This is a genomic window from Streptomyces sp. NBC_00986, assembly GCF_045162565.1.
In the GTDB taxonomy this organism is placed as follows: Bacteria; Actinomycetota; Actinomycetes; order Streptomycetales; family Streptomycetaceae; genus Streptomyces.
On record NZ_CP108733.1, the window covers coordinates 8178717 to 8197570 of the forward strand.

21 protein-coding genes are annotated in these 18854 nt (G+C 70.1%); 10 read left to right on the top strand and 11 right to left on the bottom strand.

From position 1 onward, the window contains the following. The first annotated feature begins 120 nt into the window (after positions 1–120). Both OG504_RS36610 and OG504_RS36615 read left to right on the top strand, forming a co-directional pair. Entirely contained in the window at positions 121–759 is a 639-nt protein-coding gene (locus OG504_RS36610) for a hypothetical protein (RefSeq protein WP_405993624.1), read from the top strand. A 5-nt stretch (positions 760–764) separates the two neighbouring features. Next, positions 765–1553: a hypothetical protein gene (locus OG504_RS36615; protein WP_405993625.1), complete on the top strand. Its 789-nt coding sequence runs from the start codon at positions 765–767 to the stop codon at positions 1551–1553. Here the strand turns inward: OG504_RS36615 and OG504_RS36620 are convergent. Further along, a complete protein-coding gene (locus OG504_RS36620) occupies positions 1542–1979 on the bottom strand; it encodes a DUF1992 domain-containing protein (RefSeq protein ID WP_405993626.1) in 438 nt (145 codons plus the stop codon). The two genes, OG504_RS36615 and OG504_RS36620, sit on opposite strands and share 12 nt — an antisense overlap. A gap of 83 nt (positions 1980–2062) precedes the next feature. Between OG504_RS36620 and OG504_RS36625 the strand changes: the two genes are divergently transcribed. After that, complete coding sequence (locus OG504_RS36625; RefSeq protein WP_405993627.1) at positions 2063–2455, top strand: hypothetical protein; 393 nt, start codon at positions 2063–2065, stop codon at positions 2453–2455. Positions 2456–2489: 34 nt separating this feature from the next. Here OG504_RS36625 and OG504_RS36630 read toward each other — a convergent pair whose 3' ends face one another. Together OG504_RS36630 and OG504_RS36635 are read right to left on the bottom strand one after the other, a co-directional pair. Next, entirely contained in the window at positions 2490–3170 is a 681-nt protein-coding gene (locus OG504_RS36630) for an O-methyltransferase (protein ID WP_405993628.1), read from the bottom strand. Between the two features lie 53 nt (positions 3171–3223). Next, positions 3224–4411, bottom strand: coding sequence for a DUF2330 domain-containing protein (locus OG504_RS36635; RefSeq protein ID WP_405993629.1), 1188 nt, complete (start codon positions 4409–4411; stop codon positions 3224–3226). 226 nt (positions 4412–4637) lie between these two features. Here OG504_RS36635 and OG504_RS36640 point away from each other — a divergent pair, with 226 nt between their 5' ends. Next, complete coding sequence (locus OG504_RS36640; RefSeq protein WP_405993630.1) at positions 4638–6698, top strand: bifunctional glycosyltransferase 87/phosphatase PAP2 family protein; 2061 nt, start codon at positions 4638–4640, stop codon at positions 6696–6698. A 190-nt stretch (positions 6699–6888) separates the two neighbouring features. On the opposite strand, the gene OG504_RS36645 is transcribed toward OG504_RS36640, so the two are convergent. Beyond that, a complete protein-coding gene (locus OG504_RS36645) occupies positions 6889–7344 on the bottom strand; it encodes an ATP-binding protein (protein ID WP_405993631.1) in 456 nt (151 codons plus the stop codon). A gap of 98 nt (positions 7345–7442) precedes the next feature. Between OG504_RS36645 and OG504_RS36650 the strand changes: the two genes are divergently transcribed. Then, a complete protein-coding gene (locus OG504_RS36650) occupies positions 7443–8306 on the top strand; it encodes a Scr1 family TA system antitoxin-like transcriptional regulator (RefSeq protein WP_405993632.1) in 864 nt (287 codons plus the stop codon). Then, complete coding sequence (locus tag OG504_RS36655; RefSeq protein WP_405993633.1) at positions 8263–8544, top strand: DUF397 domain-containing protein; 282 nt, start codon at positions 8263–8265, stop codon at positions 8542–8544. Before OG504_RS36650 ends, OG504_RS36655 begins: the two co-directional genes overlap by 44 nt. Here the strand turns inward: OG504_RS36655 and OG504_RS36660 are convergent. Further along, positions 8528–9421, bottom strand: a complete 894-nt coding sequence (locus OG504_RS36660) for an SDR family oxidoreductase (protein ID WP_405993634.1) — start codon at positions 9419–9421, stop codon at positions 8528–8530. The genes OG504_RS36655 and OG504_RS36660 overlap by 17 nt on opposite strands. A gap of 147 nt (positions 9422–9568) precedes the next feature. Between OG504_RS36660 and OG504_RS36665 the strand changes: the two genes are divergently transcribed. Beyond that, positions 9569–10468, top strand: coding sequence for a LysR family transcriptional regulator (locus OG504_RS36665; protein WP_405993635.1), 900 nt, complete (start codon positions 9569–9571; stop codon positions 10466–10468). Here OG504_RS36665 and OG504_RS36670 read toward each other — a convergent pair. Next, positions 10452–11621 (bottom strand): steroid 3-ketoacyl-CoA thiolase, encoded by a 1170-nt coding sequence (locus OG504_RS36670; RefSeq protein WP_405993636.1) that lies wholly within the window; start codon positions 11619–11621, stop codon positions 10452–10454. The two genes, OG504_RS36665 and OG504_RS36670, sit on opposite strands and share 17 nt — an antisense overlap. 241 nt (positions 11622–11862) lie before the next feature. Between OG504_RS36670 and OG504_RS36675 the strand changes: the two genes are divergently transcribed. Then, complete coding sequence (locus tag OG504_RS36675; RefSeq protein WP_405993637.1) at positions 11863–13098, top strand: cytochrome P450; 1236 nt, start codon at positions 11863–11865, stop codon at positions 13096–13098. A gap of 86 nt (positions 13099–13184) precedes the next feature. Here OG504_RS36675 and OG504_RS36680 read toward each other — a convergent pair whose 3' ends face one another. The 3 genes from OG504_RS36680 to OG504_RS36690 form a co-directional block, all read right to left on the bottom strand. After that, positions 13185–13769, bottom strand: a complete 585-nt coding sequence (locus OG504_RS36680) for a TerD family protein (protein WP_318016048.1) — start codon at positions 13767–13769, stop codon at positions 13185–13187. A 67-nt stretch (positions 13770–13836) separates the two neighbouring features. Next, a complete protein-coding gene (locus OG504_RS36685) occupies positions 13837–14529 on the bottom strand; it encodes a YoaK family protein (protein WP_405993638.1) in 693 nt (230 codons plus the stop codon). A 71-nt stretch (positions 14530–14600) separates the two neighbouring features. Beyond that, positions 14601–15017 (bottom strand): transglycosylase SLT domain-containing protein, encoded by a 417-nt coding sequence (locus OG504_RS36690; protein ID WP_329248674.1) that lies wholly within the window; start codon positions 15015–15017, stop codon positions 14601–14603. Positions 15018–15381: 364 nt separating this feature from the next. Between OG504_RS36690 and OG504_RS36695 the strand changes: the two genes are divergently transcribed. Further along, positions 15382–16065: a phosphotransferase gene (locus OG504_RS36695; protein ID WP_405993639.1), complete on the top strand. Its 684-nt coding sequence runs from the start codon at positions 15382–15384 to the stop codon at positions 16063–16065. Here the strand turns inward: OG504_RS36695 and OG504_RS36700 are convergent. Next, the gene (locus OG504_RS36700; protein WP_405993640.1) at positions 15983–16885 is read right to left on the bottom strand and encodes a helix-turn-helix domain-containing protein; all 903 of its coding nucleotides are present in this window, start codon (positions 16883–16885) and stop codon (positions 15983–15985) included. The genes OG504_RS36695 and OG504_RS36700 overlap by 83 nt on opposite strands. 169 nt (positions 16886–17054) lie before the next feature. On the opposite strand from OG504_RS36700, the gene OG504_RS36705 reads away from it, so the two are divergent. Continuing rightward, entirely contained in the window at positions 17055–17780 is a 726-nt protein-coding gene (locus OG504_RS36705) for an alpha/beta fold hydrolase (RefSeq protein WP_405993641.1), read from the top strand. A 12-nt stretch (positions 17781–17792) separates the two neighbouring features. Here OG504_RS36705 and OG504_RS36710 read toward each other — a convergent pair whose 3' ends face one another. Then, a complete protein-coding gene (locus tag OG504_RS36710; protein WP_405993642.1) occupies positions 17793–18821 on the bottom strand; it encodes a PP2C family protein-serine/threonine phosphatase in 1029 nt (342 codons plus the stop codon). Between the last annotated feature and the right edge of the window lie 33 nt (positions 18822–18854).

Below are 18854 nucleotides of genomic sequence, written 5' to 3' on the forward strand. Positions count from 1 at the left end.
ACACCGGCACCATGAATTCCGCCGAGGTGTGGTCGTCGTTTGAAGAGGGCCTTTACGGCAACCCGGTAGAGGAACCGACCGACTACGAGAGCCGGTTGGCCCAAAACCCGGAAGGCACTCATGTCCACAGGCGTGATCATCGTTTTGATCGTGATCGTGGTCGGCGTGGTCGCTGCCGCGGCCGCCCTGGCGTTGCGTGCCCGAGGCGCGACCGGCGGCTCGGGCCTGAAGCGCCGCTTCGGGCCGGAGTACGACCGGACCGTGGCTCGGCACGACGGCGACGCGAAGGCCGCCGAGCAGGAGCTCGGCGCGCGCGTCCAGGAGCACGGTTCGCTGCAGGAGCAGCCGCTGGAGCCCGCGGCCCGCGAGCAGTACCAGGCCCGCTGGGCCTCCGCCCAGGAGCTCTTCGTCGACTCGCCTCGCCAGGCGATGGCCGACGTCGACCAGCTGCTCGGCGAGGTCGCCGGAGCCCGGGGCTTCCCCGATGTCCAGGAGTACGACAAGCAGTTCGACGCGCTGTCCGTGCACCACGCGGACCACGTCCACGGCTACCGGCGCGTGCACCGCGTCGTCACCGCGCGGACGAACGGCACACCGGAGAGCCAGGCCGGCACCGAGGAGATGCGTGAGGCCATGCTCGAGGCCCGTGCCCTCTTCGACGACCTGGTGAGCGACGACAGCCGCAACGGCAACGGCCACGGGCGTGGCGGCCGCCACTCGATCGGCGCATTCAACAAGCAGGCACTGAAGGGGAGTTGAGCTATATGTCCGACGCGATACGGCCGACCGGCGACAACACGGACGCGAACGCGAGCACGAACGCGGAGCGCGCCGACCGCAAGGAAACCGACAGGACCGACAGGACCGACAGGACCATGGACAAGACCGCCGAGCAGCGGGATGCCGAGAAGGCGTCGCGTGACGCCGGGACCGGCAGCAAGCCGTTCGGCAGCAGGACCACCGACGACAAGTCGGCACCGCGAGGGTCCGAGAAGGTGACACCGCTCGGGTCCTCCGAGAGGACGCCGACGGCATCGACCCCGGTTGCTCCGTCGACGGCAGCCGCGTCGTCCACGTCATCGACGACCTCGTCGCGCGACGCCGACCGGGCGATCCCGAGCCCGCGCACCGGCGACACGACCGGCACCGACCGCTCCGAGCGCACCGACCGCACCGAGCAGTCGGACCGCCCCGTCCACGCCCCCGAGCCCGCCCCTGCCGTCAGCACCGGTGCCGCCTCCGGCAACGGACGGCGCGTCCCGCAGGACGCCGAGAACGGCAGCCTGCTGGCGCACGACGAGAGCGACAAGTTCAGCCTGCGGCTGCAGCACGCGGTCACCGGGTTCGTCGACGAGCCCCGGTCCGCCGTGGAGGAGGCCGACCACGTACTGGAAGAGGTCGCCGCCCGCTTCACGGAGGCCGTCACCAAGCGCCGCGCCACCCTGCACGGCTCCTGGGAGTCCAAGGGCACCGACGGCTCGGACGACACCGAGCAACTCCGCCTGGCCCTGCGGGACTACCGCGAACTGACCGAGCGGCTGCTACACATCTGACCCGCCGGATCCACCTGTTCCGTCAACCGCCCGGCGCTCCCGCCACTCCCGTACGACCTCTTCGACGTCGTACGGCTTCATTCCCAACGGGGGGCCGGGCGGCGGCTTGAACATCATCTCGCGGATCTTCACGTTGACTTCGGTGATGATCTTCCGCGCGATCCGCTCCGAAGAGGCCGAGTACGCCGCAGCAAGGGCGTCCTCGGCCTCTTTGCGCAGCGCCAGCGTCGGCGGCAGCACGGAGATGCCCTCGCGGGCCATCTTCTGCTTGATCCACCACAGTTCGTCGTACGTCGTGTCGGCGCCGGACGGCAACGGCTTGCCCGCGCCCGGGAGTTGGGCGAACTCTCCGGCCTGCTCGGCGTCCCGGATCTGCTTGTCGACCCAGGACTCGAAGGACACACCCGGTGGCTTTCGCTCGGTCATGACTTCAATTGTGCCGGACGCGGTGGCGCCGGGCGATTTATCATGCGCCCGCTGCTGTAAGGACACTTCATAGGGGAGCGCACGTGCTCGAACTCACCATGGCCTCGGTCTCCGGGACGGACGAGGGCGCCACGGCCGGCATGCTGATGGCCGAGGCGCCCAGTGACCCGGGCGCGGTGCTGCGGGTGGGCCGCGACGAGACGGTGTGCCGGCTGGCGACACCGGACGACTGGCTGTTCATCTCGCGGGTCCATCTGGAGTTCCTGTGCGGACCCGAGGGCATCTGGCAGGTGAGCTGGCTGAGAGGCTCCCAGCCCGACCCGTCCTCCGAAGTACGCCTGATCGTCGGCGAGTACGCCCAGACCGTCGGCTACGGCGGCAGCGTGCCGTTGCCGCGCGGCGGGAGCGGCGAGATCGTCATCCAGGACCGCACCGGGCCGCGCAGCGTCAACGTCGGCTTCTATCACGAGGGTTGAGGCACCCGGGAGGGCCGGGAGGGCCGGGAGGGGGCTAGGCCAGTACGCGCGCCAGCGCGAAACCGTCGTAGCCCTTCTTGCCCACCGTCTGGATCGCCGTCGCCGACAGGCGTGCGTGCGAGCCGATCAACTCGATGGCGGTGCGCGTGCCTTGGACGTCCGGCGACGCGTTGTCCGGGTCGGCCACCCGGCCGCCGCGGACCACGTTGTCGACGATGATCAGGCTGCCGGGGCGGGTGAGCTTGAGGGCCCACTCCACGTAGTGCGGGTTGTTGACCTTGTCGGCGTCGATGAAGACCAGGTCGAAGGGGGCCGGGTTCTCGGCGGTCTCGTCGGCGAGTTCGGCCAGGGACTCCAGGGCCGGGCCCACCCGCACCTCGACGACCTTGTCGAGGCCGGCGCGGGCGAGGTTGCGGGTGGCGACCTCCGCGTGCTTCGGGCTGTACTCCAGGGAGATCAGCCGCCCGTCGGCGGGCAGCGCGCGGGCCAGCCAGATCGTGCTGTAACCGCCGAGCGTGCCGATCTCCAGGACGCGCGAGGCGCCCTGGATCTGGGCCAGGAGGTGCAGCAGCTTGCCCTCGGCGGCGCTCACGGCGATCTGCGGGAGTCCGGCGGCCTCGCTGTCGCGCAGGGCTGCTTCCAACACCTCGTCGTCCGGGGAGAGTTGGCCGATGAAGTAGTCGTCCACGTCGTCCCACAGCTGCGACTCGCTCATGTGCTCGTGCCTTTCGTGTGTCCGGTGAGATGTGCTTACCCCGGTGAGCATGGTCAATTGCCCGGCGGCGCGTGCGCCGGCGGCGGTGGAAACGCCGGTGGCGGTGGGATCACCGGCCGACGCGTCCGCCGGGACCGCCGTACGGCCAGCAGGACGCCGGTCGTCGTGAGCGCGGCCAGGCCCCCGCCGATCGTCAACAGCCACGCCGGGACGCCCGCGACCTTGCTCAGATGGTCCTCGTAGATCACCTGCTGGAACGTGGCGTCCGTCGTCGTGCGGCGTAGCAGGTGGTCGCCGGTGATGCGGGTCGGGTCGGGGAACTCCTGGTTGACGGCGGTCAGGAACGGGGTGCCCTTGGCGAGGGCGGCCAGCGGGCCCGAGGTGGTGGTGACGCGGCCGGCGTAGGCGACCTGGGGCGGCGAGCCGCCGATCGTGCCGCTGGGTTCCATGCGGTGGGCGGCGAGGATGTACAGGCCGAGCGACTGCGGGGTGCGGGCCAGGCGGGAGAGGCGCATCGGGTAGACCGGGGACTCGGCGGCGAAGGTGAGGTGCAGCGGGTCGAGGGCGCCCTGGAGCGGGGTGCCGGCGGTCGCGGGGGCGAGGCGGATCGCGACGTACTCCCAGCGCTGGTCGACGTACGGCTGAAGGGCCTGGTCAAGGCGGGACGGCAGAACGAACCCGTTCGTGTGCAACCAGTCGCCGAGTGCGTCCGGGTCGGTGGCCGTCAGCCGGGCCACGTCGAAGGGGCCGAGTCGCTCACGGCCGACCACGCCCACTCCGGGGGCCGTCACGGCGCCGGGCGGGGGGCCTCCGCCGGGGTCGCCGGAGACGAGCGGCCAGTCGCCGTCCTGGGGCCAGAAGTGCGAGCGGGCGCGGTGCACGGGCGCGGTGAGCGTGTCCAGCGCGTCGAAGAGCTTGGGGTCGGCCAGTGTGGCCGTCGCCCGGTGCGGCACCGGCATGATCCACGCGGCCCGGCGCGCATCCCCGGAGACAGTGAGCCGCATCACGATCTGCTCCTGGCGCCCGTCCCAGCGCACCACGGACTCCTCGCGCCCCACCGTGACCTGCTGCGAACCGCCCGGCACCAGGGCCCCGCAGCCGCATGCCCAGGCCGGGGACACCAGCGATCCGAGCTGCAGGGCGAGCAGCGCCAGGACGACGGCCGTCACGCGCGCGCGTGCCCGCCCCCGCGTCACCCTCCGGATCGACCCCCGCAGTGAAACGATCAGTAAACCGATCATGTCCACAAGTTATCGGGCCTTCGGGCCGGTCGGAAGCGCGCGGTTATTTGCTCTGCCCAGGCAACCCGGGGCCGACTATCGTCGTCCGGACAAAAGGGGGGCGGCCGTCAGGTGAAGGGGGGGTTGCCTGCGTCTCTCCCGCAGGGGGTGCGAACCTCATAGGGTTCCCAGAGGGAACAACCACGCGCGTGACGCGTGGGACGAGCGGGGCGGAGGCCTACGAGGCGTGGCGAACGTGGAGCACAGCGGGCGACCGGCGGGAGCCGCGGGAGCATTCGGGTCGAGTGCGGCCCAGACGGCCAGGGCGCGGCTGCGCGTGGCGCGCCTGGGCCTGTGGCTGGTCGCCGCGGTCCTCGCCGTACGGCAGGTGGCCGTGGTCCTCAGCACCCCGCAGGGGGACCGGCTGACCGACCTGGAGACCTGGGTCGGGCCGAACGGCGTGCTGCATGTGAAGGGCTCGCTGTACGACTCGACGCAGTTCACCGGCACCCCCTTCGGCGGGCTCGTTCTCAAACCGCTCACCCGGGCGGCCGAACAGGCCCTCGGCTGGGGCTGGACCTTCGGCACGCTGCTGCTGGTCGTCGCGCTCGGCCTGGTCGTCTCCCGCGCCCTGCCCAAGCCCGTCACCCGCCGTGCCTCGCTGCTTGCCGCGCCCGTCGCGATCAGCCTGCTCATGCTGTCGCTGCCGGTGCGCAACACGCTCTGGCTCGGCCAGACCAGCATCATCCCGGTCCTGCTCGTGCTGCTCGGCTGCTTCACCGTGCGCGGCGAGCGGGCCGGCGGCGTGCTGATCGGCCTCGCCGCCGCGCTCCAGCCGACCGTGCTGCTGTTCGCGCCGCTGCTGTGGTTCACCGGACGGCGCCGGGCCGCGATCACCTCCGCGCTGACGTTCGCCGCGAGCGTGGCGATCGCGTGGGCGGCGATGCCGCACGACTCGTACACCTACTGGGTGCACCACATGGCCGGTGCCGGCCTCGGCGGAGCGGCGGACGGTCTCGGCAACCAGTCGCTGCACGGCGCGCTGCTGCGGCTCGGTCTCACCGGCCCGCTGGAGATCGGCCTGTTCCTGGCCCTCGGCGCGGCCGTCACGTACCTGGGCCTGCGCCGGGCCGTGCGGTACGCGCGCGACGGGCAGCTGCTGCTCGCCGTCGCGGTCACCGGCTGCGCGGCGATCGCCGTGTCGCCGACGACCTGGCAGCACCAGCTGCTGTGGGTGCTGCTCGCGGTGGTCGGCCGGGTCGGCAAGCGGGCCTCGGACCGGTATGTGTGGCCGGTGGCCGTGGTCCTCGTGGTCACGCTGCCCGCGAAGATGATGCTGCCGAACATGGCGGCCCTCTACTCGCTGCGTGACAACGTAGTCCTGCTCATGGCGCTCGCCGCCGCGACCGTCGTGCCGTTCCTGTCCCGTACGTCGGAGTACTACCGGCGGCCGATCCCCACCGAGTACGCCGAGCCGGTCCCGACGCGCTGGAAGCACGTTCCGCTGCTGCCGTTCCTGCGGCGCGTTCTGACCCGTCCGAACCTGCTGCTCGAACTCCTTCTGATCCGTGTCACCTACGCCGCCTACCAGAAGGTCCGCCTCGCGGCGACGGGCGGCACGAACTCGGGCGGCCGGGCCACGGCAGAGCACCACGGCCACGAGATCCTCTCGATCGAGCGCTTCCTGCACATCGACATCGAGCACGCGGTCAACCACTGGGTAGTGAAGGTCGACTTCCTCAAGGACTTCTTCAACTTCTACTACGAGTCGTTCCACTTCGTGGTGCCGCTGACGGTGATGGCCGTCCTGTACTGGCGTCGGCCGGTCGACTACCGGTGGGCCCGTTCGGCGCTGGGCTTCGCTACTTTGCTGGCCCTGGTCGGCTTTTGGCTCTATCCGCTGGCTCCGCCGCGGCTTCTTCCCGGCCTCGGCATCATCGACACGGTCCACGGCGTTCAGGACTTCTCCAAGCCGGACTACGGCACCCTCACCGCCCTCACCAACCAGTACGCGGCGATGCCGTCGCTGCACTTCGGCTGGTCGCTGTGGTGCGGTGTCGTGATCTTCGCCCTCGCCCCCAAGTGGTGGATGAAGGCGCTGGGTCTGCTGCACCCGTTTTTCACTGTTTCCGCGATCGTCGCGACCGGCAACCACTGGGTGCTGGACGCGGCGGGCGGCGCGGCGGTCGTCGCCGCGGGCTTCGGTCTCGCGTATCTCTTCCAGGGGCCGCGGGCGCGGTCGCTGCGGCCGAAACCCCTTGAGATCAACGCCGAGCCGGTGAGTGCGGGGGATGTGCAGCGGCTTTGAGGGGCGCGGGCGCGGGGAAGTAGAAGTGGCCGTGGGGGCCCAGGTGGGGAGCTCGTCGGGTGGGCTGCGTCGCGGGCCGGGGTGGGGAGGCGCGCTCGCGTCTCGCCAGCACGCCGCCTCGGCTCAGCGGCCAACCCCGGGTGGGTGGTTGCTGGAAGCTGGGGGTAAATCTAACCGGTGTCATGAGCTCTTACTGGTTAGAAATGACCCCAGCTTGGAGAGATGGGGGGCGCTGGCATTCGAACCACACCGACTTTCCCCCTCCGGAAGCCCGGGTCACCCCCCACTTGTCCGTCACCGCGTCCAGGATGACCAGCCCGCGCCCGTTCTCCGACTCGGCGTCGAAGTCGGTGTGCAGGTCCGGGAGTTGGGACGAGCTGTCGCTCACCTCGACGCGTACGCCGCCCGTCTGGCACAGCAACAGCAGCCCACAGCGCCGGTTCGGAACATGCCGTACGACATTGGCGACCAGCTCCGTCACGGCGAGTTCGACGGTGTCGGACAGCTCCGGCATGCCCCACTCCAGGAGGAACGAGCGGACGATACGGCGGATGTGCCGGGCCGAGTGTTCACCCACGGTGAGGTGCATGACGTACTGCTGGCGGTGGGGAACGGCCAGCATGGCGGGGGGAATTGGTTCGTTCACGCTACGAGACTGACGCCCCGTCGCTACCCTCGGCAATGGCATGAATACAACCCGTTTACGGGTGCGCATTGTCGGGAGACGGAGACAGGGGGCTTCGCGTGCACATCGCCACGCTTGATCCAGGGGCTTCGCCGCTGGACTACTACGGCTACGAGTTGCGCCGCTATCGAGAAGCGGCCGGTCTCACGCAACGGCAGCTCGGCGTCATCATCAACTACACCGGGTCACTGATCGGCCAGATCGAGACGGCGAAGAAGCTCCCCACGCTGGAGTTCAGCAGGCAGGTGGACGCCGCGCTCGACACGGGTGGGTTGCTGACCCGGTTGCTCGACCTGGTGCTGCGCAGCCAACTCCCCGCGTGGTTCCAGCAAGTTGCCGAACTGCAGGCGCGGGCCGTCGACATCTGCTCCTTCGAGGCGCAGATGATCCACGGTCTCCTCCAGACCGAGGAGTACGCCCGCGCCGTGCTCGGCACGCTGGACAAGAGCAACCTGGACGACCGGACCGCCGTACGCATGGCTCGTCAGCGCATCTTCGAGAAGAGCGAGCCGCCGGTCTTCTGGGCGATCCTGAGCGAGGCCGCGCTGCATCTGGAGATCGGCGGCCGACAGACCATGAGGAACCAACTGGCCCGCCTGTTGACCTATGAGGACGATCCTCGGATCAACATCCAGATCCTGCCGCACTCGGCCGGAGCGCACGCGGGACTGACAGGCTCGTATGACCTCTACCGCTTCCCGAGCGACCCGCCCATCGTCTACACCGAGGGCTACGGAAGCGCGCATCCCACGGCTAACCCAGACACTGTCAAGGACTGTTCGCTCCGTTACGATCATCTGCAGGCCGCCGCCCTGTCCCTCAGGGACTCGGCGGAGCTGATCCGGCGCGTGATGGAGGAACGTTATGGGGAACAACGCGATGCCGAAGGCGACTCAGTGGCGGAAGTCCAGCTACAGCAGTGACCAGGGCGGGCAGTGCGTCGAGTGCGCGCCGCTCGGCCCGCTCGCCTGGCGCAAGTCCTCGTACAGCAGCGACCAGGGCGGCAACTGCCTAGAGATCGCCGAAACCGCCTGCCCCACCTCCTCCACCCCCACCACTCTCGCCATCCGCGACTCCAAGACCCCGGCGGGGCCGATCCTCACCCTCGGCCCCGCCGCGTTCACGACCTTCGTCAACTGGTCCGCTACGACGGCTGGTTGACCTCGAAGTAGTAGTCGTGGTCGAGGTCCGCGAGCAGACCGATCCGGGTCGGGGTCCAGCCGAACCGTTCCCGGGTCACCGTGCTCGTGCCGACCAGGTCGGACGCGTAGAAGTGGCCCAGCCAGCCGAAGTGGGCCCCGGCCTCCTCGACCGGCACGCTCTTCACCGGTAGGTCCAGCCGCTTGCCGATGACCTCGGCGATCTCCCGTACGGGGACGCCCTCGTCGTCGACCGCGTGCAGGACCGTGCCCGCCGGGGCGTTCTCCAGGGCCAGCCGGAAGAGGACCGCCGCGTCGTCGCGATGGACGGCGGCCCAGGCGTTCGTGCCCTCGCCGGGGTAGGCGGAGACGCCCTTGGTGCGGGCGATCTCGATGACGCCGGGGACGAAGGCGTGATCGCCCTCGCCGTGCACCTGCGGCAGCCGGATGACCGACGAACGGACGCCCCGTGCCGCCGCCGTCAGGGCGGTCACCTCGGCCGGGAGGCGGACCAGGTCGGGGCGGGCGGTGGGGTCGGGTACGTCGTCCTCTGTCCGGCCGTGGCTCATCACGGAGCTGATGACGAGCGGGCGGTCAGAGCCGGCGAGGGTCTCCGTGAGGGCCCGCACCGCGCTCAGGTCGATCGCCACGCACGCGGCGTAGTTCGAGAAGTCGTGGATGAAACCGGTGTGGATCACACCGTCGGACGCTGACGCGCCCGCGCGGAGCGCGTCGAGGTCCTCCAGCGAACCCCGGTGCACCTCCGCCCCGGTCGCCGCGAGCCGTTCGGCCGACGCGTCGGAACGCGCCAGGCCCAGCACTTGGTGGCCGTTGGCGAGCAGTTCGCGGACGACCGCGCTGCCCACGAATCCGGTCGCTCCGGTGACGAAAACACGCATGACGAAATCACCCAGATCTAAGTCGGGTCGGAAAATTCGGTGTGCCTTCAGCCTGCGCCCGCCGCACCCCGCCCGTCCAAGACCGGCTCCGGAACACGTGATTCATTTCCGGTATCAGCGCAGCTCGTACCGTCGTAGAGTCAATGTATGAGTGACCTGGACCTGCGCCTCGTCCGCTGCTTCACCGTCGTCGCCGAGGAACTGCACTTCGGCCGGGCGGCGGCCGTCCTGCATCTCGCGCAGCCGTCCCTCAGTCGTCATGTCCGGCGCCTGGAGGGCGAGTTGGGCGTCCAGCTCTTCGACCGGGCCACGCAGGGCACTCAACTCACCGAAGCGGGGCGGGCGTTCCTGCCCCGGGCCCACGCGCTGTTGCGGTCGGCGGAGGAGGCGGCGGCCGTGGTGCGGGAGGTCGCGCAGCCCAGCCGGGTCGTCATCGGGTTCATGACCGGGCTCATCATCACCCCGGCCGTGCGCGCCCTGCGCGCCGGGCACCCGGAGGCCGACGTGCACAGCCGCTTCCTCGGCTGGGGCGAGCTGCCGTCCGCCCTGCTGGAGCACCGGGTCGACGTGGTGGTGGGCCGACTCCCCTTCGCCACCGAGGGGTTGAGCGTCAGCGTCCTCTGCGAGGAGCCCCGGATGCTGCTGATGCCGGTCGGTCACCGGCTGGCCGGCAAGGAGCGCGTCAGCATCGACGACATCGCCGACGAGCCCGTACCCCGGTTCCCCGACGAGGAGTTCAACGCGTTCTGGCGCGTCGACCCCCGCCCGGACGGCCGCCCCGCGCCGGACGGGCCGTTCGTCCGGGAGCTGGAGGACAAGCTCGAAGTCATCGCGGCGGGCGAGGCGGTGGCGATCGTTCCGGCGGGCGCCGTCAGAAAGGGCCTGCGGCTCGATCTGACGACGGTCCCGATCGACGGCGTGGCCCCGGTCCCGGTCGTGTTGGCCGTCCGTGCGGGCGAGGAGCGCCGCCCACTCCTCGCGGCCTTCCGCGCCTGCGCCGAGGAGCACCTGCACCCCGACAACTGGCTTGCTACAGACGCTGAATGATCGTGCCCGTCGCCAGCGCCCCGCCCGCGCACATCGTGATCAGCGCGAACTCCTTGTCGGAGCGCTCCAGTTCGTGAAGGGCCGTGGTGATCAGGCGGGCGCCTGTCGCACCGACTGGATGGCCGAGGGCGATCGCACCGCCGTTCACGTTGACCTTCTCCAGGTCCTGTTCGAAGACCTGCGCCCAGCTCAACACCACTGAGGCGAACGCCTCGTTGATCTCGACGATGTCGATGTCCTTGAGCGTCATGCCCGCCTTGCCGAGCACGGCACGCGTCGCGTCGATCGGCCCGTCGAGGTGGTAGTGCGGGTCCGATCCAACCAGCGCCTGAGCCACTATCCGCGCCCGGGGCCGCAGCTTCAGCGCCCGCGCCATCCGCTTCGACGCCCACATGATCGCCGAGGCGCCGTCGCTGATCTGCGAGGAGTTGCCCGCCGTGTGGACGGCCGTCGGCATGACCGGCTTCAGTCGCGCCAGCGCCTCCATCGACGTGTCGCGCAGGCCCTCGTCGCGGTCGACCAGTCGCCACATGCCGTGGCCCGCGCGCTGTTCGTCCTCCGTCGTCGGCACCTGGACGGCGAACGTCTCCTTCTTGAAGCGTTCCTCGGACCAGGCGATGGACGCCCGCTCCTGCGAGATGAGGCCGAGCGAGTCGACGTTCTCGCGGGTCAACTGCCGGTTGCGGGCGATGCGTTCGGCGGCCTCGAACTGGTTGGGCAGGTCGACGTTCCACTCGTCCGGGAACGGCTTCCCCGGCCCGTGCTTCGACCCCGACCCCAGCGGCACCCGTGACATCGCCTCGACGCCACAGCTGATCCCGACGTCGATGACGCCCGCCGCGATCATGTTGGCGGTCATGTGCGAGGCCTGCTGCGAGGAGCCGCACTGACAGTCGACCGTCGTGGCCGCCGTCTCGTACGGCAGGCCCATGGCCAGCCAGGCGTTGCGCGCGGGGTTCATGGACTGTTCGCCGGCGTGGGTCACCGTGCCGCCGACGACCTGCTCGACGCAGTCGGCGTGAATGCCGGTGCGTCCTAGGAGTTCACGGTAGGTCTCGCCCAGGAGATAGGCGGGATGGAGGTTGGCGAGCGCTCCGCCGCGCTTGCCGATGGGGGTGCGTACGGCTTCCACGATGACGGGTTCCGCGACCATGGGACACGTCCTCTCCTCGTACACCGCGCGGCGCGGGCGTCCCGGCCACCCGCCACGCAAACTAGTACGCGTTCTAGTTCTGTGTGCAGTCTGCTGACAGGCCGTCCACAACCGCAAGGGTCGTGCAGGGAATTCGACTCGCCATGCCTCTTGCGACTTGTAGAACCCGTTATTACCTTCACGGGCGTCCTACGTTCCTGATGGACCGTCAGAAGCCATCGGTACTCAGCCGGAGTCACTCATGCCCTGTCCAGCTCTCCCCGACGGGTTCGACTTCACCGACCCGGACCTGCTCCACCACCGCGTCCCGCTACCGGAGTTCGCCGAACTGCGCGCGGCCGAGCCGGTGCGCTGGATACCGCAGCCCCTCAACATCGCGGGGTTCCAGGACGAGGGCTACTGGGCCGTGACCCGGCACGCCGACGTCCGGTACGTCTCCACGCACCCGGAGCTCTTCTCCTCGACCCTCAACACCGCGATCATCCGCTTCGGCGAGCACATGACCCGCGAGTCGATCGACGTCCAGCGGCTGATCCTGCTCAACATGGACCCGCCCGAGCACACCCGCGTCCGCCAGATCGTCCAACGCGGCTTCACCCCAAGGGCGATCCGCGCCCTGGAGGAACGCCTGCGTGACCGGGCCCACTCGATCGTGGCGGGCGCCCGCGCCCACTCCGGCCCCTTCGACTTCGTCACCGAGGTCGCCTGCGAACTGCCCCTCCAGGCCATCGCCGAACTCATCGGCATCCCGCAGGAGGACCGCGTCAAGATCTTCGAGTGGTCCAACAAGATGATCGCGTACGACGATCCCGAGTACGCCATCACGGAGCAGGTCGGCGCCGAGTCAGCCGCCGAACTCATCGCCTACGCCATGGGAATGGCCGCCGAGCGCAAGCAGTGCCCGGCCCACGACATCGTCAGCACCCTGGTCGCCGCCGAGGACGAGGGCAACCTGAACTCCGACGAGTTCGGCTTCTTCGTGCTGATGCTCTCGGTGGCCGGAAATGAGACCACCCGCAACGCCATCACCCACGGCATGCACGCGTTCCTCACCCACCCCGAGCAGTGGGAGCTGTACAAGCGGGAGCGCCCGTCGACCGCCGCCGAGGAGATCGTCCGCTGGGCGACCCCGGTCAACGCCTTCCAGCGCACGGCGACCCAGGACACCGAACTGGGCGGCAAGTCGATCAAAAAGGGCGACCGCGTCGGCATCTTCTACGCCTCCGCCAACCACGACCCCGAAGTCTTCGAGAACCCGGACCGGTTCGACGTCATGCGCGACCCGAACCCGCACCTGGGCTTCGGCGGCGGAGGCCCGCACTACTGCCTCGGCAAGTCCCTGGCGGTTCTCGAAATCGACCTGATCTTCAACGCGATCGCGGACGCGATGCCCGACCTGACGCTGACGGGCGACCCGCGCCGGCTGCGTTCCGCGTGGATCAACGGGGTCAAAGAGCTTCAGGTGACCGCCGGTTGAGGTGACCCCGGTCGACCTCACAGCTCGGGCCGGCGGCATCCCGGCGCCGCCGGCCCGTCCCCTGCTCATGTCCGCAAGGCTGTCGCTTACTTCCGTACGGCGAACTTCATGAGCTCCCGCTCGTCCCCCTGCTTGATGTTGCCGGTCTCATTGATGACCTGGAGCTTCCAACTCCCGCCCTCGCGGATCGCCTTGGCGACCGCGCAGCCGTTGTGGTCGCTGAGCAGGTTGGGCCAGATCTCGGCCACCTGCTGGGTGCTGCCGCCCGTCGCGTCGTAGACCTTGAAGGCGATGTTGCGGGCCTTCCGGAAGGAACTGCCCTTCTTGTAGGCGGCGGCGACGAAGACGATCGACGAGATGTTGCCGGGTATCCGCGCGAGGTCGACGGTCACCGTCTCGTCGTCGCCCTCGCCCTTGCCGGTCTGGTTGTCACCGCTGTGCACCAGCGAGCCGTTGCCCAGCGGGTCCACGGAGTCGAGTCCCGCGAGCCGTACCGGGTCCTGGCCCTGCATCGCGATGGCGATCAGGTCGAGGTCCGTACCGGCCTTCTGGCGCAGCTTCCCGACGAAGCCGCCGCTGCTGCCGACGGTCGGGTCCCAGGACGCCCCGATCTCCAGATGGGTCACTCCGTCCAGATCCGCCGGACCGTCTTCCTTCGTGAGCGTGATCATGCGTGATCGATCCTCTTGATCGTGGGACTCAGACGCACGAATTCTGCCCTCTTGACCGGCCTTTGGGCTACTCCCGGCCAGATGCGGTCATCGCGAACACTCCGGCGGCCAGGGCCGCGAGCAGGAGTGGGTAGCGCAGGCCGTGGTGCAGAGTGAGCCAGGCGCCCAGGAACGCGCCCGCGATCATGCCGACGACCGCGAGGCCCCGGCGGAGCGAACCGGGGCCCCAGCCGTTGCCCGCGACCGAGTCGGCGACCAGTGCGGTCAGGGTCGACGTCAGGACCGTGGTGGTCGAGATGTCGGTGACCTTGAGCGTGCGGACCGCCGCGTTGCGCAGCCCCATCGCGAAGGCGGTGAGGGCGATGAGGGGGTAGGCGGTGGCATGGTCCCCCGGTGAGGCGAAGGCGATGACGGCCGCCACACCCACCAGCACCGCCTCCGCGCCGAGACTCACCCGGGCCCACTTGCGCCGCGACCCGGTGTCCATCCGCACCGAGATCCGGCCACCGGCCACCACGCCCACGAGAAAGGCGCCGAGCGAGGTGAGGTTGTGGAGCACCGAGAACCCGGGCGCCCCGGCGGCGGCGAAGCCCAGCACCACCACATTGCCGGTCATGTTCGCCACGAAGACATGCCCGAGGCCCAGATAACTGACGGCGTCGATGAGCCCGCTGACCACGGTCAGGCCCAGCAGCACGGCCACCAGCCGGACTCCGCGAGCTTCACGGTCGTAGGACTGGGGTGGTGTGTTCTCGGCCATGAACGCAATGTAGCGGCGGCCCCCGGTGTGCCGGGGACCGCCGCTGTGTGGTGCGTGTGTGGGGCTGGTGATCAGTACCAGCCGTTGGACTGCCAGAAGCTCCAGGCGGCCGTCGGGCTGCCGTAGCGGGAGTTCATGTAGTCCAGGCCCCACTTGATCTGGGTGGCGGCGTTGGTCTTCCAGTCGGAGCCGGCCGAGGCCATCTTCGAGCCCGGGAGGGCCTGGACCAGGCCGTAGGCGCCGGAGGAGGAGTTCGTGGCAGTGACGTTCCAGCCGCTCTCGTGCTCGACGATCTTGCTGAACGCGTTGTACTGCGCGGCGCTCGGGATCATCTTGTGCGCGATCGACTGAGCGGAGGAGGCGGAGGTCGTCGCGGCCTGGGCGGGAGCCGAGGTCAGCACGAGACCGGTGGTGGCGGCGGCCAGAGCGGCGGCGGTCAGGGCCTTCTTCGGGGAGGCGATGCGAGCGACGATGCGGGAGACGGACACGGAGAACCTGTTTCTTCGGGGACAGAGGCGTCGTACGCCTGCCGGTGTCACGCGGTGCGCGGCGGGGGCAATGCGTCGGCGCCGAGGCCCGTGAGGACTCGTCGGCGCCGTGCGACTGCTCCAGAGAAACACTCTCGATCCGTGTCCGCAAAGACCCCTTTTACTAGTTGTGGTCGCATGTGGGTGAAAGATGAACTGTGTGACGTGGCTCTCAAACCCCAGGTCAAAGGGTGTTTGGGGCGCGTACATGACATGCCTAAACACTACTAATCCCAGTAGTTCGTGACATGGGTCATGTGGGCCGCTTCACCACCTCTGTGACGGCCGGTGCGCGGCGCCTCACGCAGGGGTTAGATTTCTGGCCATGCCAGCCACGGGGAAGCTGATCGGCTCCGGCCGTACCGCCGACGTCTACGAGATCGACGAGGCGTGGGTGCTGCGCCGCAATCGCGAGGACTGGGGGGACGCGGCGGCCGAGGGTGCGGTGATGGAACGTGTGCGGGCCTACGGCTATCCCGTGCCCCGGGTGCGCACGGAGGACCCGGGCACCTCGCGTACCTCACGTACCGATCTCGTGATGGAGCGGCTGACCGGGCCCACCATGGTGGAGGCGATCGTCGCGGGTGCGATCGACGCGGTGGAGGCCGGGACCGTGCTCGCTTCTCTGCTACGGCAGCTGCACGCGATCCCCGGTCGGCGCCCCGGCACCCGCGTGCTGCACCTCGACCTGCACCCGGAGAACGTCCTGCTCACCCCGGACGGGCCCCGCGTCATCGACTGGGCCACGGCGGAGGACGGTGACCCCGGGCTGGACTGGGGGCTCTCCGCGATCATCCTCGCCCAGGTCGCCGTGGACGACGATCAGCCGGTCGCCGAACCGGCCCGCGCGATGCTCGTCTCGCTGCTCGCGGATCCTTCCGGGCTCACGGGGGAGGGGCTGGCCGAGGCGCGGAGGAGGCGGGCGGTCAATCCGACGATGACTGCGCGTGAGGTCGAACTGCTCGGTGTCGCGGAGGAGTTGGTGCGGTCGGTCGCCCTTCTGTCGTAGCGGCGGAGGAGGCCAGGAGGGCGAGCTTGTCGGCCGCGTCGGTGCCCGGGTCCGGGTGGTAGACGACGAGGGTCCGGCCCGGGGCGCCGTCGATGCTCAGGCGTTCGCGGTTCAGGTGGAGGGCGCCGACCTGGGGGTGGTCGAGGTACTTGGGCGCGGCCTGGCAGGACTGGACGTCGTGGCGGGCCCAGAGCCGGCTGAACAGGGGGCTGGCCAGGGAGAGTTCACCGACCAGCTCGATGAACCGGGGGTCGTCGGTGTCGGTGCCGACCGCCTCGCGGAAGGCGGCGACGATGCCTCCGCTGGAGTTCTCCCACTGCGGGTGGAGTGCCTGCTCGGCGGGGTCGAGGAACAGGGACCGCAGGCGGTTGGCGCCCGCCGTGAAGCGTGGTGACAGGGCGGTCGCGAGGGTGTTGGCGGCGAGGACGTCGAAGTAGCGGCCCTCGACCAGGGCCGGCAGCGGGAGCGTCGTGAGCAGCTTGGTGATGCTCGCCGGGACCGTCTCCCTGCGACGCTGGGGGCGGGCGCGCTGCCTGCGGGGGCCGTCGGCGCCGAGGCGCAGCAGATGGGCCGTCGCGGTGTCGTCGAGCCGCAGCACGCGGGCGATGGCTTCGAGGACCTGCGCGGAGGGGTTGCGGTCGCGGCCCTGTTCCAGACGCAGGTAGTAGTCGGCGCTGATGCCGGCCAGCATCGCGACCTCCTCGCGGCGCAGGCCCGGCACCCGCCGGACCCCGAAGACCGGGATACCGGCCTGTGCGGGCGTGACGAGTTCGCGGCGGGCGCGCACGTACTCGCCCAGCAGATTCGGTTCGTCGGCCATCTCCTCACTGTAAAGCGGCTGGGTGGGGGCCTGCCTGGTCCTGTCACCCCCAGGGTCGGCGGGGCCCTGGCTGGGGTGCGGGGCGGGCGGCAGCGTCGTCGGTGGCCGGTCGGAGACGCCGGTCATCACCGCTCGGCAACCCGGGCCACCACGACGAGGAGCGACAAGCATGTCCACATATCTGCTGGTACACGGCGCCTGGCACAGCGGGCGGGCCTGGGACCGGGTGGTCCCGCTGCTGACGGCGGCCGGCCACCGGGTGTTCGCACCGTCCCTCACCGGCTACGGCGACAAGGCGGGACTGCTCGGCCCCGACGTGGGTCTCGACACCCACGTCGACGACGTCGTCGGGCTGATCACCGAGGAGGACCTCACGGACGTGGTCCTCGTGGGGCACAGCTACGCCGGGCTGGTCGTCTCGTCCGTCGCCAACAGACTCCCGGACCGGATCGCCCAGCTCGTCCACCTCGACGCGATGGTCCCGGTGGACGGCGAGCGCGCGACCGACATCCTGCCCGTGACCCAGGTCCTGATCGACCTGGCCGCGCAGTCCGACACCCCCTGGCGGATTCCGCCGCTGCCCGAACTCCCGCCGCCCGGTGGCCTGTTCGGGGTCACCGACCCGGCGGACATCGCCTGGCTGCGCACGATCGTCTCGGACCACCCGGCGCTCTGCCTCCAGCAGCCCGTCCACCTGGACAACCCCGCCGCGAACGCGATCCCCCGCACCCACATCCACTGCGTGGGCAGCGAACCGGAGGGCTTCGAACGCCGTCCCGTCCCCGCGATCCAGCCCAACGGCACGGCGGCACAGGTGTGGGAACTGGAGACCGGCCACGACTGCATGGTCACCAAGCCGGCCGAACTCACCGACCTGCTCCTCAAGTTGGGCTGAACCGGTCGGGCCTCAGACCCGCACCGGCGCGGGCACCCCCGTCGGCTGGCACAGCACGAGCGCCAGATCGTCGGTGGGCGGCCCGCCGGTGTGGGCGAGCAGCCGCTCGTACAGGGCGTGCAGGGCCGCGTCCGGCGTCGGCTCGCTCAGGGCCGTGGCGGACTCGGTGAGGAGGGCGAACGGGGTGCCGTCCGGGGCGCGGGACTCGGTGAGGCCGTCCGTGTAGAGGAGGAGGCGGTCACCGGGCTGGAGCCGGACCCGGTACTGCCGCGGCTCCGGGTGCAGCCCCAACGGCAGTGCGGGCACCCGGGGTTCGAGCAGTTCCAGCCGCTGTCCGGAGCGAAGAGGCGCCGGATGACCGCAGTTGACCAGCCGCACCTCACCCGGCCCGAACTCCACCAGCACCGCCGTGACGAAGTCCTCGGGGGCGAGATGGGGAGAGAGCCGGGTGTCGAGCCCTCTCGCGAGGGTGGTCAGATCCGGTGCGGTGTAGGCGAGTTCACGGAACGCGGTGACCGTGTCGGACGCCGTACGCAACGCGTCGAGCCCATGCCCGCGCGCGTCCCCGACCAGCACACGCAGGCCGTACGGCGTCACCGCGAGGTCGTAGAGATCACCGCCGACGGACGACTCACGGCTCGCGCAGTGGTAGCGGGTGGAGACATGCGTGCCGGAGAGGCTGCGGGAGACGGGCCGCAGAATCGCCTCCTGGGTGATCCGGGCCACCTCCCGCGCCTCCGCGAGCCGCTCCCGCAACCGCCCACGCTGCCACGCCGCGTACACACTGCACGCGCACCCCAGCAGTAACCCACCCCACCGGACGGCGAACCCGGCACTCACCTGCGTCCCCGCGCCGAGCCCCGCCGCGAGCGCGAGCAGGATCGTCCAGCAACCGACGAAGAACGTACGCCGGGCGCCCAGGAACGTAGCGGCCATCAGCGGCCCGATCGCCAGCAACGGCAGGATCGGCTGCACCCGCCCGATCAACAGCCCCGGGGCGGCCGCGAGCAGGCAGCCGACAGGGGCCACGAGAAAGCCCATCGGGCCGGCCAGGAATCCCGCCGGTGCCCTGCG